We start from the raw sequence: 14,770 nt of genomic DNA, 5'->3' as shown, positions 1-14,770 counted from the left end.
CCGTTTTCTTACAAAAGGACCCCTCTTACTAGCAAGGTGGATGTTAGGGTTTTTTGTCAAAACACGCTATAATGAGTGCATCGAGATTATGAAAAAGAGGGTAGTTCATGGAATATTCCGGCGAAAAATTACAAGAAGAAAAAGTATTCAAGGACCCGGTGCACCGATATATACATGTTCGTGACCGGGTTATATGGGATTTAATAGGGACGAAGGAATTCCAGCGTCTTAGAAGGATCAAACAGCTGGGGACGACTTATTTGACCTTTCATGGTGCGGAACATAGCCGGCTTAGCCATTCGCTTGGAGTATATGAGATTGTCCGGAGAATCGTGGATGATGTTTTCGAGGGCAGACCGGAATGGAAACCTGAGGAACGGTTACTATCCTTGTGCGCAGCACTGCTGCATGATTTGGGTCATGGTCCTTTCTCTCATTCTTTTGAAAAAGTGTTTGACCTGGATCATGAGCAATTCACACGGCAAATAATCCTCGGCGATACGGAAGTGAATAAGATCCTCCTTAGAGTTGGACGTGATTTTCCTAAAAAAGTGGCAGAAGTCATAGCGAAAACCTATAAAGGCAAATTAGTAGTCAGCTTGATTTCAAGTCAGATCGATGCTGATAGAATGGATTATTTACAGCGTGATGCTTACTTCACTGGCGTTAGTTATGGACATTTCGATATGGAAAGGCTTTTGCGTGTAATGAGGCCAAGGGAAGAACATGCCGTCATAAAGCAAAGCGGGATGCATGCGGTTGAGGATTATATCATGAGTCGTTACCAAATGTACTGGCAGGTTTATTTCCATCCAGTTACGAGAAGTGCGGAGGTCATACTTACCAAGATTCTGCATAGGGCGAAACATTTATATGAATCCGGTTATGAGTTTGCTCAAGAACCGCACCATTTTTATTCATTGTTCAAGGGAGAAGTGACTTTAAATGACTACTTGAAAATGGATGAAGCGGTGATGCTCTATTATTTCGAAGCATGGGAAGAGGAGAACGATGCGATTTTAAAAGATTTATGCACTCGCTTCGTTAACCGTAAACTATTTAAATATGTTGAATTCCATCCATCGAACAGTCAAATGAACAGGTTGATGGAATTAAGGACGCTATTCAAGAAGGCAGGCATCGATCCGGATTATTATCTTGTCGTCGATTCTTCTTCAGATCTGCCGTATGATTTTTACCGGCCAGGTGAGGAAGAGGAGAGACTGCCGATTCACTTGCTGAAAAATAATGGCGAAATTCGTGAATTATCGCGTGAATCCGAAATTGTCGATGCAATTTCAGGGAAAAGAAGAACGGATCATAAGTTGTATTATCCAGCGGATTTATTGCGTGATGAATCTACGAAGAAAAATATAAAAAAACAGATTCGCAAGCTTTTAGAGCTATCGGATTAAAGTGGTACATTTTTGGTGAGGAGTGACGAGCCTTGTTTAAGGATCATGCAAACATAATCAATGCAATTTCTACTGCAGGTGAAATCTCGGGTCGGAAAAAATTACAAAAAATCGTTTATATCGCAAAAAAGCTGTCCTTCCCATTTCATGAAAAGTTCCAGTTTCACTTTTATGGACCGTATTCGGAGGAGTTGACCTTACGGATTGAAGAGCTCTGCGAGATGGGTTACTTGAATGAAGTGAGGGAAAAAAAAGCAGGCTATTATCAATATTGTTATTCGATAACGGATGCCGGCCAGGATTTCCTATCCATTCAGGAAGTGGAGATGCCGGCACTCGAGGCATGCCTACTGGATATGAACGAACAGAATGCCCGGTTTTTGGAGCTGGTTTCAACGGTGTTATACTTCGACACGCTTGAAAAAGAGGAAGTCACCGAGAAAATTTTCACGCTGAAAAGCAAACAAAAATATACGCTTGAAGAAATTGATGAGGCATATGAATATATTGAGCAGTTAAAAACAAAAGCTAAGCCGAATTGATGGCTTAGCTTTTCCCCATTATGTAAATCTTATAAATCGCTTTTACGGACACCGGCTACTGCTAAATGATTTTTTGACATTTCTTCAATGAAAATCGTCACGGCTTCAGCTGGTGCGCCAGTTGTTTCCGTAACGGCTGCAGTCACCTTTTCGACTAAAGCCTTTTTTTGTTCGTCTGTACGGCCTTCAAGCATTTTGACTGTTACATATGGCATCTCTTTTCCCCCCTTCCTCTCTTATCTTGTAGTGTTTCACAATGGAAAAAGAATTGCAAGACACGGAAGTCAGAGTTTTTTCACTTCTTGGACTTTTGATGTATACTAACGGTAATAAACAATGGGGGAGAAGCTATCGATGGAATTCTTTGATCAAATAGAACGGTTTTTGGCTTATAGGTTGGAAGAGCTTCCATATGTCATTGTGTCACTGTTAATCGCATTTACGGTTCATGAATTTTCCCATGCTTATGTGGCCTATAAGTTCGGTGACCCGACTGCAAAGAATGAAGGAAGAGTCACATTGAATCCGATTTCTCATTTGGATCCGATCGGAACATTGCTGATATTAATAGCCGGATTTGGTTGGGCTAGACCTGTACCGGTAAATCGTTTTCATTTCAAGAATCCAAAATTGGCAGGAGTGCTCGTCTCTTTTGCCGGTCCGTTCAGTAATTTGATTGTTGCAATTTTGGGTTTTTTAATTTTTTACGGATTGCTTGCAGCAGGCGTTGGACCTGATTTACCGTTTTTCGTCGAGCCCTTCTTAAATATACTCATAAATTTAAATGTCCTTTTATTTGTATTTAATCTGATACCGCTGCCGCCGCTCGATGGTTATAGGATCGTACAGGATCTTGTTTCAGCGGACTTGCGGGCAAGAATGACCCAGTATGAACAATATGGCTCCCTGATTTTTTTGATTTTGATCATCACACCGCTGAGCGATTATACAATTAGACCGATTATGGATACCGGTATTAAATTTGTAGGAGGCATCCTGAGTCAATTTTTTTCACTTTTGTTTTTTTAACCAATAATAAGGAATGACAAACGATAAAGGGGGATACAAACATGGAAGAACAACCAAAGAAAAAGGTAGGCTTCAATATTATAAAAAACGACCCTACAGAAGGTCATGGCGGATATGGAGCAGGGGTTTTAACGCTCGATAATATTTCTCCGGTCATCATCGATGTGGATGCAGGTGAAGCAGAGGTCGATATCGGCGCGATGCATGCCAGAAGTGCAGTGGAAAAAGGGATCAAGTTTTTAAAAACTAAAGAGGAAGTCCCGAATGCTAAACCTTACTGGCTTGTTTGGGTGACCATTGAAGCAACTCAAAACGGTCCGCACTATGCAGGTGTGACAGCATGTGAAATGACGGTCGACAGGTCAATTAGACGCGGTTACAAATCGCTTCCGGAACATGTCAACAGGATGGATAAGTCGCTGAAACGAAAAATCATCGTCGAGGACATGGACGATAAATCAAAGCGTGTGCTTGCAGACTTCCTGAAAAATCATGATGCAGGAATGTGGGAGCGCTCTTCAGATCAGCTGAAGGAGTCATTGACGGTTTGAATCTCGTTTAATGGATGAAATGTTAAGTTTAGTGAAAAATGCACTTGTAGGAAAGCGATAAAATCAGTAAACTTAAAGACAGCAGTTTAGTCACTGTGGAACTAGGACAGAAAAACCCCCGAAGCCGCTGCCGGCTTCGGGGGTTTTTCGTTATCCCCAAGGTTTTAGGACTTTTTTGTACCACGGGGCCTTTTTATGTTCTTCTTCTTTTGGGGCATGTTTCGGATTCTCACCCTTAAAGTGCTCGGCACAGTATTCGACAGGCTCGGTGCCTTTAACATAATAAGTCAATCTTGAGACAGGACAATCCTTTGTGGCCAATTTTCCGCTTACGGGATTCACGTTTACCCCGATTACGTTTTTGGTTTCCTTAAACGCTTTTGCCGGTTTCCCTTGCAGGCCCTTCTCCATATAGGAAGCCCAGATTTTCTTTGCATAGCCTTTTTCAGCAGGGATCTCGATCTTTTTACCTTGATCATATCCAGTCCATACTCCTGCAACAAGCCCCGGTGTGTAACCAATCATCCAGCTATCCGTCGGGGTGGAGCCTGATTTGCCGGCATATGGGCGGGTCAGCTGGGAACTGATGGTGCTGCCGGTCACTTTCGTATAGCCATTTAAGGTTTCATCGAAAACACCTGTAAGCATCTGGGTCATGATAAATGCCTTGTCCTCATCCAAAATCTGTTCCGGTTTCTCATTTTCATCAAAAATCACTTCACCTTTTTGATTTTCAACCTTTTTGATAAACACGGGTTTAACCTTTTTGCCGCCGTTAGCCAGAATGCTATATGCGTTCACCATTTCAATCGCCTTTACACCTGACGTACCGAGTGCCAGGGAAGGAACCGCATCCATCTTGGCCGTGATTCCGAAACGATGCGCCGTATCGACCAATGTCTGTTCCCCAAGGAACAAGTGCGTTTTTACGGCGAAGATATTATCGGAAAGAGCAATGGCCTGGGCCATCGTGATTTCGCCTTCCGCATATTGATGGTTATAATTATGCGGTGTGTAGGATGAGTGACCATCATCGAAAGAAAATGTAGTTGTCTCGCTTTTTAAGGTGGTGGACGGTGTGAAACCGTTCTCCAGCGCTGAATAGTATAGCAATGGCTTCATGGTTGAACCAGGCTGGCGAACGGCCTGTGTAGCCCGATTAAATGGTGACTCGGAATAATCTTTACCGCCGACCAGCGCACGGACCTCCCCGGTATCCGGATCCATTGCCACGATCGAGGCTTGAATGCCTGAAGACTTGGGTATGGTATTGGAAAGAACCTCTTCGGCAGCATCCTGCTGGGTTTCGTCCAGTGTGGTATAGACCCTAAGCCCGCCGAGCTCGATCGTCCGGTCATCCAAATGAAGCTGAGACTTTAAAGCTTGTTTGACGGCATCTTGGAAATAGGGAGCGGTCTTATTAGTGACCGTTCCGTGCTCGCCCTTTAATGTAAGGGATGTTCGCAATGCTTCCGCGATATTTTTTCCTGAAATGTAGTTTTTGTTTTTCATGGCTTGCAGGACAACTTTCTGCCTTGATTTCGCTTTTTCAAAGTTACCCAATGGTGAATAGTTTGACGGCCCTTTTGGTATTCCAGCCAGCATGCTCGCTTCAGGAAGAGTCAAATCCTTGGCATCCTTGCCAAAGTAATATTGACTTGCAGCTTGGGCTCCATATGCGCCGTGGCCATAGTAAATCGTATTTAAATAGCCTTCTAGAATTTCCTTTTTGGAGTAGTTCATTTCTAAACGTATCGTATAAAAGGCCTCATTAAACTTACGCGACCACGTTTTGTCATGCCCAAGAAACAGGTTCCTGGCATACTGCTGGGTAATGGTGCTTGCACCCTGGACTTTGGACATTGCCTTAATATCAGCAAGGATGGCACCGCCGATCCGCTTTATATCAAATCCGTTATGAGTGTAAAACTGACGGTCCTCAACGGCGACAGTCGCTTTGATGAGCTGTGGCGAAATCGACTCCATTCCGGCCCAATAACGTTTCTGGCCATTATCTGTTTCACCGATAACATTTCCATCATCACTATAATAGAGAGTGGACTGCGGCACGACCAAGGGGGGAGGACCTAATATTTTTGCATAAATCAGTAAAGAGAGAAGCAATACAAAGAGTATCGTGAGCCCGATTGCGGCAAGGATGATGAAGGCCCGTACATATTTAGTTGTCCTTTTAAATCGTTCGCTTGGAATCAATTCCATTGCTTTCACCTCTCTTATCAGGTAAGAATCTAGTATCTATTACTATTATGGAAAAAAAAGAAAATTTTAAACATAAGAACTGCATTTATGAAATTTATCTTGCAATTCTGCTAGATTCGTCTATAATTTTTCTAGCTAATGACTATACCGATTTTGGGGAACCTATAAGGTGACTGACAATATGAAATGGAAAAGGAGCGTTAATAAATGAGCATTTGGTTTACTGAAAAACAAACAGAGAATTTTGGTATTACGATGAAAGTGAATCGTACTTTACATACGGAGCAAACTGAGTTTCAAAAGCTTGATATGATTGAAACGGAAGAGTGGGGCAATATGCTATTGCTGGATGACATGGTAATGACTTCACAGCGCGATGAGTTCGTTTACCATGAAATGGTAGCCCATGTTCCTTTATTTACCCATCCTAATCCAGAGAACGTTTTGGTTGTAGGTGGAGGGGACGGAGGAGTTATCCGTGAAATCCTAAAACACCCAAGTGTAAAAAAAGCTACATTGGTGGATATCGATGGGAAAGTTATCGAATACTCAAAGAAATTCCTGCCTGAGATTGCAGGCATGCTTGAAGATCCGCGTGTAGACGTACAAGTTGGGGATGGCTTCATGCACATCGCCAAAAGTGAAAATGAATATGACGTGATCATGGTTGACTCGACTGAACCTGTCGGACCTGCTGTCAATTTATTCACAAAAGGTTTTTATGCCGGGATTTCCAAAGCTTTGAAAGAAGACGGGATTTTTGTGGCACAATCCGACAACCCTTGGTTTAAAGCGGACTTAATTCGCGATGTACAACGTGATGTGAAAGAAATATTCCCGATCACCAGCCTGTATTTAGCAAATATCCCGACGTATCCAAGCGGCCTTTGGGCGTTCACGATCGGGTCGAAAAAATATAATCCATTAGAAGTGACTGAAGACCGTTTCCATGAAATAGAAACGAAATATTATACAAAAGAACTTCATAAAGCAGCTTTCGTACTGCCTAAATTCGTTCAAGATTTAGTGAAATAAGGGAGGCATGGACCATGAAATTCGATGAAGCCTATTCAGGCAATGTATTCATTAAAAGCCACCCTGTTTTTGAGGAATCAGAAGCTGTACTATACGGCATGCCGATGGACTGGACGGTAAGTTTCCGTCCGGGTTCTCGATTCGGCCCTACCCGGATTCGTGAAGTTTCGATTGGTTTGGAAGAGTACAGTCCATATTTAGATCGTGAATTAGAGGAAGTTAAATTCTTTGATGCCGGGGATATTCCATTACCATTCGGCAATCCGCAGCGCAGTATCGATATGATTGAAAAATTTGTCGACAGCTTGTTGGATGCAGGTAAGTTCCCAATGGGTATGGGAGGGGAACATCTTGTCACATGGCCAGTCATTAAAGCCATGTTCAAAAAGTATCCCGATATGGCCATCATCCATATGGATGCCCATACAGATTTACGTGAGGATTATGAGGGAGAGCCGCTTTCCCATGCGTCCATCATCCGTAAATCCGCAGAACTTATCGGCCCGAAAAATGTATACTCTTTCGGCATTCGTTCCGGTCTGAAGGAAGAATTCCAATGGGCAAAAGAAAATGGCATGCACATCTCTAAATTTGAAGTTCTTGAACCTCTGAAAGAAGTACTGCCGCAGTTAGCTGGTCGTCCTGTATATGTGACGATCGACATCGATGTTCTTGATCCTGCGCATGCGCCAGGGACAGGCACCGTAGATTGTGGAGGCATCACTTCCAAAGAGCTTTTGGCTTCGATTCATGAGATAGCACGGTCTGAGATTAATGTAGTCGGCTGCGATTTAGTAGAAGTGGCACCGATTTATGATCCATCCGAGCAAACTGCGAACACGGCTAGCAAGCTGATTCGCGAAATGATTCTAGGTTGGGTTCAAAAAGGTTAATGATGGAAGACTTGACTGTTCCCGTTTTTTAGCGGGAATGGTCTTTTTTTATCCATTCAGGAAAAGAATTTTACATCTGAAGGACCCTTTTTGAATAATTCCGCCCCAATGAGTCATTATTGCGTTAAAATCAAATGAATTGCAACAACATGATTTCGACAGTTTATCCTCACACTTTTGGATTTACACTTTATTTTCCGCTCCAAGTTGAAACTTCCTTGAAGAATATTTATACTTATAAAGTTAAGAACGACATGATGAAGGAAGTGTAGCTTTGACTCTTCATGATATAGATAAGCATGCTATTAAAGTGACTTTACAGACAAAAATCATGCACGGCTCAGAAACGGAAACGTATGAGCTGGTGACATTTGGTACAAAAATGTATAAAGGTGCAGATTTATATTTGCAATATAAAGAGGAAAATGAAGCCGGTCAAACACAAACGACCATTAAGCACAAACCGGATGAAACGATCCTGCTTAGAAATGGCGCCATTAAAATGAGACAGCTTTTCCGCCTGCAGGAAGCGACAAATGGACATTATGAAAGTATATATGGCAGGTTAGGATTACGGACGACCGCGAAGAAGATACATCATCAATGGGATGAACAGACCAAACAAGGGAAACTTGTCCTTAAATATATGTTACATATGCAGGGAAGCGAACCCGGTCAATATGAGATGACGATTTCCTACAAGGAGGAAGCATAGCGCATGAATATAGTAAAAGAGGTACAGGAAAAACTGAAAGAAGAGATTAAAGCGGCGGTCATTAAAGCTGGTTTAGCAACGGAAGAGCAGATTCCAAATGTTGTATTGGAACTGCCGAGAGATAAGACACACGGAGATTATTCCACGAATATGGCCATGCAATTAACGAAGATTGCAAAGAAAGCGCCAAAGATGATAGCAGAGGCAATCATCGAAAACTTTGACAACTCAAAAGCATCCATCGAAAAAATTGAAATTGCAGGACCTGGTTTCATCAACTTCTACATGAATAATTCCTATTTGACAGAATTGATTCCTGTCATTTTGAAAGTGGATGAAACATATGGGGAAAGTGACTTTGGTAAAGGCGAAAAAATCCAAGTGGAGTTCGTTTCCGCGAACCCGACCGGTGATCTCCATCTTGGTCATGCCCGTGGTGCAGCAGTAGGTGATACGTTATGTAATATCCTCTCTAAAGCAGGTTATGATGTTTCACGTGAATACTATATCAATGATGCAGGAAACCAAATTAATAATTTGGCCATTTCCATAGAAGCCCGCTATTTCCAGGCACTTGGCCTCGAAAAGGATATGCCGGAGGGCGGTTATCATGGCGAAGATATCATTGGCATCGGTAAGACGCTTGCCAGTGAATATGGAGATAAATATGTAAATGCCGATGAAAAGGAACGTTTTGAATTTTTCCGTGAGTACGGCTTGAAATATGAAATGGAAAAACTGAAAACGGACTTGGGTAATTTCCGTGTCGGATTTGATGTATGGTACTCCGAAACCTCCCTATATCAAGACGGTAAAATTGATGAAGCACTCAAAGTGTTGAGGGAAAGGGGCCATGTTTACGAGGAAGATGGGGCTACATGGTTCCGCTCTACGGAATTAGGCGATGATAAAGACCGGGTGCTTATTAAGCAGGATGGGTCTTACACATATCTGACACCGGATATTGCCTATCACCGTAATAAATTGGAGCGCGGCTTTGAAACGCTGATCAATATCTGGGGTGCAGATCACCACGGCTATATACCGCGTATGAAAGCAGCGATCGAAGCATTAGGGTACAAACGCGAGCAGCTTGAAGTGGAAATCATCCAGCTTGTTCACCTGTACAAGGATGGCGAGAAAATGAAGATGAGTAAGCGTACCGGTAAAGCAGTTACGATGCGTGACCTTGTTGATGAAGTAGGACTGGATGCAACACGTTATTTCTTTGCGATGAGAAGTGCGGATACTCATATGGACTTCGATTTGGATCTTGCGGTATCACAGTCCAATGAAAACCCGGTTTATTATGCACAGTATGCCCACGCCCGTATTTCCAGCATTTTACGCCAAGGTGTGGAACAAGGGATCAGCTATGAAGGAGTAACTGATTTCTCTGCCCTATCTACTGAAAAAGAAGTGGAGCTTTTGAAGAAATTAGGAGAGTTCCCGCAGGCAATAGCGGAAGCAGCCGAAAAACGGATGCCTCACCGCATGACGAATTATATATTCGACCTGGCCTCTACATTCCACAGTTTCTACAATGCAGATAAGGTTTTGGATGTTGAAGAGATGGAAAGAAGTAAGGCGCGTCTAGGACTGGTCAAATCCGTCCAAATTACTTTAAAGAATGCATTAGCTATAATCGGGGTTTCTGCACCGGAAAAAATGTAATGGAAAAAGCGGCTGTTTCTAGCGAAACAGCCGCTTTTTTTTAGGTTAATTAGCACTCGACGGCACCGCCGCTCACCCTTTTTACACCACGAACCTTAGCTATATCTTCAATCAGCTGCAACATTGCCCGGTCCTTCATCTTGGCCTCGATCATGAAATCCACGTCCTGTCCAAGATCCTTAAGCACTTTAAAAAGGGGCATGATGAAGTCCAAATCGATATAATCTGCATGCGAGCGAAATTCACCTGCCGATTTTGGGGATGAAATATGAATCTTTGGTACCACCCCTGCCAGACTCCAAGTTGTGAATACCTCGGTGAGCAGCTCGTTAAGCGGCTCATCTGAAAGGTTTGCGAGATGATGGTGGTAATCGAATACAAGTGGGATGCCTTCCCTCTTACATACGCTCAGGGTTTCAGATGCTGTATAGGTTTTATCATCATTCTCAAAAGTCATTCTTTCCTTGACGTGCATAGGCAGCGATTTAAGGTTGTCATGAACCCTTACAAGGGCGGACTCTTTATCACCATAGGCCCCACCGACATGGATATTGATGAAAGAGGTGTCCGCAATGCCCATTGCATCAAGCATTTTATAATGGAACTCCATATCTTTTACGGCATTTTGTGTAATCTCGGGCTTAGGGCTGGTAAACAGCGTAAACTGATTGGGATGAAAGCTGATCCTCATCTTGTGTGCAGTGGCCCAATCGCCAAGCTGTTTCCACTCTTTTTTTAAAGGTGTAACGAAATCCCATTCTATTTCGGGATGTGTGGCTAAAGGAACAATGGAACTGGACATCCGGTATATTTCTATTTGGTGTGCCGTGTTATATTGAAGGACCCTTAAGGTACTTTCAATGTTCTGCCTTGTCACATCCAGGAGTTTTTCCATTCCTTTTTCCGCGCCAAGTGAGCTATATCGCTTGTAAGTAAGTGTCTTAGCCGGAGAAGCTTCCCATAAACAGGTGGCATTGGATACGAATCCAAATCTTATTTTCATTATATTTTTCTCCTTGAGCAACGGGATGTCAAAGAAAAGGAGAAAGGATGGCAGCCAGCGATTCTTTTGCTGAACGGACTACATTCATGTTGGAAATCTCGTCCTCGTTTAGCGGCTTGGATTCGGCTAGGTCCACTGCCAACTCCTTTTCTACATCTTCTATGAATGTCCGGTCAAATACGATGCAATTGATTTCACTATTTAAAAAACAACTGCGTTTATCAAAATTAGCCGTACCGATATCACACATTATATCATCAATCAGAATCACCTTAGAATGGTAGAACCCTCTTTGAAATTGCATGATTTCAGCCCCTTCTTTTATTAGTACCCGGAAATAGGGAAAAGAAGCTTCCTTGACAAGGGCATGGTCTGAAATTTCAGGTACGATGATCGTAAGGGAAACATTGCGTGCAAGTGCTTCCCTTAATTCTTGAAATAAAGTTTCACTGGGAATGAAATATGGGGTCCCGATAATGATTTTTTTAGTGGCTTGCCGAATTATGTGTGTAAGTGACTGTTCAAGATCACTGCCATTCGTGACGACAAATTGCTGTGCCTGCGTCCCGGGTGTCAATGTCGGGAAATAGGCAGGCGTTCCTCTGTAATCCTCGTTTGTATCATAGAACCAATCCGAGAGGAAGACTTCCTGAAGGTCCTTTACACCTTCCCCGGTCATTTTTAAATGGTAATCTCTCCACGGGTTTAGCTTCTCCCCTTGGTTTATATACTCCTTACCGATATTAAAGCCGCCAAGATAGCCGATTTTTCCATCTATCACCGTGATCTTACGGTGATTTCTTTTTTGTATTGTATAGAAAAGGAAGGGGAGTTTCGGTTTAAAGCTGAAAGAAAAATGAACGCCGCTTTTAGTTAGTTCCTGAATGACTTGGCGGGACATCCCTTTACTTCCTACCCAATCGGCTAAAAGCCGCACTTCCACGCCCTCTTTCGCTTTTGACTGCAGTAACTTCAAAAAGTCCTTGCTGAATTTATCATTTTTTACAATATAAAAAAGGATATGGATGGAGTCCTTAGCTTGCTTTACTTCCTTCATGTAATCATCAAACAGGATTTTCCCTGATGTGAATACAGTCATGTCGCTGTTCCGAGGCGGATATTTTATGTTGGCTGCGTGCTTCAAATAACGCTTATGCCCTACCTTAAGATCAACCCAGCACCAAGAGAAGATCAATAAAAATATAGAGGCAATCGTAGTGATTATCTTCAAAAAAATCCCCCCTAAATGATTATATTTAGTTTGGCTCTAATTCCCTGTTAGTAACCATTAAAAAGCGGGGAGAGGGTCCTCATTTTTTTAGAATGCAGAAGGGTAATACACGAAATTGTCGAATTATATAATTAAGGTCCAGAAAAATTAAATAGTTTTAGAAAGAAAAAAGTTGACTGAATGCTCATTCATTATATAATGGAATTAATTAAATTTCAGAAAAATGCCAAATTTCCCAAAATGGTACCTGGCATTTGCAATTTACTAAAGAGGGGGAAAGACTGCATGGAAATGAATGGTTTACTGTGGATCAACTTAGTTGCATTCCTGCTTGTAACCGCTTACGCCGCCGGTTTGTTTGTCTACTTGATAAAGACCCGTATAGCTTATATAAAACTTGGCAAAAAAGTGGAATTCGATAACCGTGTGAAAGATCGTCTTGTTAAAATCGGGGTTTATGTATTTGGACAGAAGAAGCTCTTTAAAGATAAAAAGAGCGGGATCATTCATGCCATGTTATTTTATGGTTTCATCTTAGTGCAATTTGGTGCACTTGACTTTTTCGTTAAAGGCTTAAGACCGGGGTGGCACTTACCGTTTGGCCCTGTTTATCCGCCCTTTACTTTCTTCCAGGAGATTGTGACGCTTACCGTTCTTGTTGCAATTCTATGGGCGGCATACCGCCGTTATGTCGAAAAGCTCGTTCGCTTGAAAAGGGATTTCAAAGCAGGTTTGGTTGTCATCTTCATAACCGGTATCATGATCACCGTATTACTGGGGAATGGAATGGGGATGATCTGGCATGGACACGATGCGACTTGGTCAGAGCCTGTCGCATCAAGCATCGCTTTCCTATTCGGCTGGATGGGGACAACAGCGGCGACAGTCGTTTTTTATGTAGCTTGGTGGCTGCATTTACTGATCATATTATCTTTCCTTGTTTATATCCCGCAATCTAAGCATGCTCACTTGATTGCCGGTCCGATAAATGTATTCCTGAATCGACTGGACAATCCGGGGAAATTGAAACCGGTTGATTTGGAAGAAGAGGTTTTCGACAAAGAAGGCAATCAATATTACGGTGCTAAATATATCGAAGATTTGACGCAGTACCAAATGGTGGACCTCTATGCCTGTGTGGAGTGCGGGCGCTGTACGAATATGTGCCCGGCTACAGGTACCGGTAAAATGCTGTCACCGATGGATATCATAATCAAGATGCGTGACCATTTAACAAATACAGGCGCTGCCGTTACAACGAAGCAGCCATGGGTGCCATCTTTTGTTTTTGGAAATACGAAGGGAAATAAGATAGCTTTGGCTGGTGCCGCGCAGGGGGCGCAGGAATCTGCTGCAGCAACCGAGGCTTACAGTCCGAGCCTGATTGGCGAAGTCATTACGGAAGAAGAGCTTTGGGCTTGTACCACATGCCGGAATTGTGAAGATCAATGCCCGGTAATGAATGAACATGTCGACAAAATCATCGATATGCGCCGTTATCTAGTGTTGACAGAGGGCAGACTTGATCCTGATGCGCAACGTGCCATGACGAATATTGAGCGTCAAGGAAACCCGTGGGGACTGAACCGTAAAGAGAGGGAAGATTGGCGAAGCCTTCGGGAAGATGTCAGTGTCCCTACCGTAAAGGAATTAAATAAGGCAGACGAAGAATTCGAGTATTTATTCTGGGTAGGTTCAATGGGATCGTACGATAACCGTAGCCAGAAGATTGCCCTTTCCTTTGCTAAATTATTGAATGAAGCGGGCGTCAAATTTGCAATTCTCGGAAATAAGGAGAAAAACTCAGGGGATACTCCCCGTCGATTGGGTAATGAGTTTGTCTTTCAGGAGCTTGCAATGAAAAATATAGAAGAGTTCCAGAAGAATGAAATTAAGAAAATCGTGACGATCGATCCGCATGCATACAATATCTTTAAGAATGAGTATCCGGATTTTGGCTTGGAAGCGGAAGTGTATCACCATACTGAACTGTTAGCCAAACTTGTCAGTGAAGGCAGGTTGGTGCCTCAGTACCCGGTGAATGAGACGATTACATTTCATGATTCCTGTTACTTGGGAAGGTACAATGAAGTTTACAGCCCGCCGCGTGAAATCTTGCAATCCATTGATGGTGTGAAACTTATTGAGATGGAGCGTAACCGAGAGAAGGGTATGTGCTGTGGAGCTGGAGGCGGTTTGATGTGGATGGAAGAGGAAACAGGAAACCGCATTAATGTGGCCCGTACCGAACAAGCGCTAGCCGTCAGTCCAACAGTGATCAGTTCAGGGTGTCCTTATTGCCTGACCATGCTATCTGATGGGACGAAAGCAAAAGAAGTTGAGGAAAATGTTAAAACGTATGATGTAGCTGAACTACTAGAAAAAGCGGTCATTGGTGAAAATAAATCGATTGCCTCTTAATTTAAAATGGAATTGCCTGCTTCTTCCAAATGGGTTGGATC

Annotated in this window: 13 protein-coding genes; 9 read left to right on the top strand and 4 right to left on the bottom strand. The window is 42.8% G+C overall.

The window, feature by feature from the left end:
* Positions 1-107: 107 nt before the first annotated feature.
* Both FNK51_RS02435 and FNK51_RS02430 read left to right on the top strand, forming a co-directional pair.
* Positions 108-1,415 (top strand): HD domain-containing protein, encoded by a 1,308-nt coding sequence (locus FNK51_RS02435; protein WP_098370218.1) that lies wholly within the window; start codon positions 108-110, stop codon positions 1,413-1,415.
* Positions 1,416-1,447: 32 nt separating this feature from the next.
* Complete coding sequence (locus FNK51_RS02430; RefSeq protein WP_076368383.1) at positions 1,448-1,957, top strand: YwgA family protein; 510 nt, start codon at positions 1,448-1,450, stop codon at positions 1,955-1,957.
* A gap of 29 nt (positions 1,958-1,986) precedes the next feature.
* Here FNK51_RS02430 and FNK51_RS02425 read toward each other — a convergent pair whose 3' ends face one another.
* Positions 1,987-2,172 (bottom strand): 2-hydroxymuconate tautomerase, encoded by a 186-nt coding sequence (locus FNK51_RS02425; RefSeq protein WP_034315897.1) that lies wholly within the window; start codon positions 2,170-2,172, stop codon positions 1,987-1,989.
* A gap of 139 nt (positions 2,173-2,311) precedes the next feature.
* Between FNK51_RS02425 and FNK51_RS02420 the strand changes: the two genes are divergently transcribed.
* Complete coding sequence (locus FNK51_RS02420; RefSeq protein WP_286178547.1) at positions 2,312-2,986, top strand: site-2 protease family protein; 675 nt, start codon at positions 2,312-2,314, stop codon at positions 2,984-2,986.
* Between the two features lie 41 nt (positions 2,987-3,027).
* Positions 3,028-3,537 (top strand): YwhD family protein, encoded by a 510-nt coding sequence (locus FNK51_RS02415; RefSeq protein WP_054398584.1) that lies wholly within the window; start codon positions 3,028-3,030, stop codon positions 3,535-3,537.
* Positions 3,538-3,687: 150 nt separating this feature from the next.
* On the opposite strand, the gene FNK51_RS02410 is transcribed toward FNK51_RS02415, so the two are convergent.
* On the bottom strand, positions 3,688-5,757 hold the full coding sequence (locus tag FNK51_RS02410; protein ID WP_141992324.1) for a transglycosylase domain-containing protein: 2,070 nt from the start codon (positions 5,755-5,757) through the stop codon (positions 3,688-3,690).
* A 207-nt stretch (positions 5,758-5,964) separates the two neighbouring features.
* Here FNK51_RS02410 and speE point away from each other — a divergent pair, with 207 nt between their 5' ends.
* The 4 genes from speE (at position 5,965) to argS (ending at position 10,074) form a co-directional block, all read left to right on the top strand.
* A complete protein-coding gene (gene speE / locus FNK51_RS02405) occupies positions 5,965-6,792 on the top strand; it encodes a spermidine synthase (RefSeq protein ID WP_053348438.1) in 828 nt (275 codons plus the stop codon).
* 14 nt (positions 6,793-6,806) lie between these two features.
* Positions 6,807-7,685 carry an agmatinase gene (gene speB, locus FNK51_RS02400; protein WP_034315888.1) on the top strand — a complete coding sequence of 293 codons (879 nt, stop codon included), beginning with the start codon at positions 6,807-6,809 and terminating at the stop codon, positions 7,683-7,685.
* Positions 7,686-7,959: 274 nt separating this feature from the next.
* Positions 7,960-8,400 carry a YwiB family protein gene (locus FNK51_RS02395; RefSeq protein WP_098370215.1) on the top strand — a complete coding sequence of 147 codons (441 nt, stop codon included), beginning with the start codon at positions 7,960-7,962 and terminating at the stop codon, positions 8,398-8,400.
* Positions 8,401-8,403: 3 nt separating this feature from the next.
* On the top strand, positions 8,404-10,074 hold the full coding sequence (argS, locus tag FNK51_RS02390) for an arginine--tRNA ligase (RefSeq protein ID WP_141992323.1): 1,671 nt from the start codon (positions 8,404-8,406) through the stop codon (positions 10,072-10,074).
* A 49-nt stretch (positions 10,075-10,123) separates the two neighbouring features.
* On the opposite strand, the gene uvsE is transcribed toward argS, so the two are convergent.
* Positions 10,124-11,077 (bottom strand): UV DNA damage repair endonuclease UvsE, encoded by a 954-nt coding sequence (gene uvsE / locus FNK51_RS02385; RefSeq protein WP_141992322.1) that lies wholly within the window; start codon positions 11,075-11,077, stop codon positions 10,124-10,126.
* 28 nt (positions 11,078-11,105) lie between these two features.
* Positions 11,106-12,308 carry a cardiolipin synthase gene (cls, locus tag FNK51_RS02380; protein WP_286178546.1) on the bottom strand — a complete coding sequence of 401 codons (1,203 nt, stop codon included), beginning with the start codon at positions 12,306-12,308 and terminating at the stop codon, positions 11,106-11,108.
* Positions 12,309-12,599: 291 nt separating this feature from the next.
* Here cls and FNK51_RS02375 point away from each other — a divergent pair, with 291 nt between their 5' ends.
* Entirely contained in the window at positions 12,600-14,729 is a 2,130-nt protein-coding gene (locus tag FNK51_RS02375) for a (Fe-S)-binding protein (protein ID WP_141992414.1), read from the top strand.
* The last annotated feature ends 41 nt before the right edge of the window (positions 14,730-14,770 follow it).

This window comes from Bacillus sp. B4EP4a (assembly GCF_006680105.1).
Lineage (GTDB): Bacteria > Bacillota > Bacilli > Bacillales > DSM-1321 > Peribacillus > Peribacillus simplex_E.
This window is presented reverse-complemented; position numbering and strand designations above follow the sequence as displayed.

Coding starts and splice junctions, on each gene's coding strand:
- argS (WP_141992323.1), top strand. CDS start 8,404: ATGAATATAGTAAAAGAGGTACAGGAAAAACTGAAAGAAGAGATTAAA.
- FNK51_RS02410 (WP_141992324.1), bottom strand. CDS start 5,757: ATGGAATTGATTCCAAGCGAACGATTTAAAAGGACAACTAAATATGTA.
- speE (WP_053348438.1), top strand. CDS start 5,965: ATGAGCATTTGGTTTACTGAAAAACAAACAGAGAATTTTGGTATTACG.
- uvsE (WP_141992322.1), bottom strand. CDS start 11,077: ATGAAAATAAGATTTGGATTCGTATCCAATGCCACCTGTTTATGGGAA.
- FNK51_RS02420 (WP_286178547.1), top strand. CDS start 2,312: ATGGAATTCTTTGATCAAATAGAACGGTTTTTGGCTTATAGGTTGGAA.
- FNK51_RS02435 (WP_098370218.1), top strand. CDS start 108: ATGGAATATTCCGGCGAAAAATTACAAGAAGAAAAAGTATTCAAGGAC.
- FNK51_RS02415 (WP_054398584.1), top strand. CDS start 3,028: ATGGAAGAACAACCAAAGAAAAAGGTAGGCTTCAATATTATAAAAAAC.
- FNK51_RS02375 (WP_141992414.1), top strand. CDS start 12,600: ATGAATGGTTTACTGTGGATCAACTTAGTTGCATTCCTGCTTGTAACC.
- FNK51_RS02425 (WP_034315897.1), bottom strand. CDS start 2,172: ATGCCATATGTAACAGTCAAAATGCTTGAAGGCCGTACAGACGAACAA.
- speB (WP_034315888.1), top strand. CDS start 6,807: ATGAAATTCGATGAAGCCTATTCAGGCAATGTATTCATTAAAAGCCAC.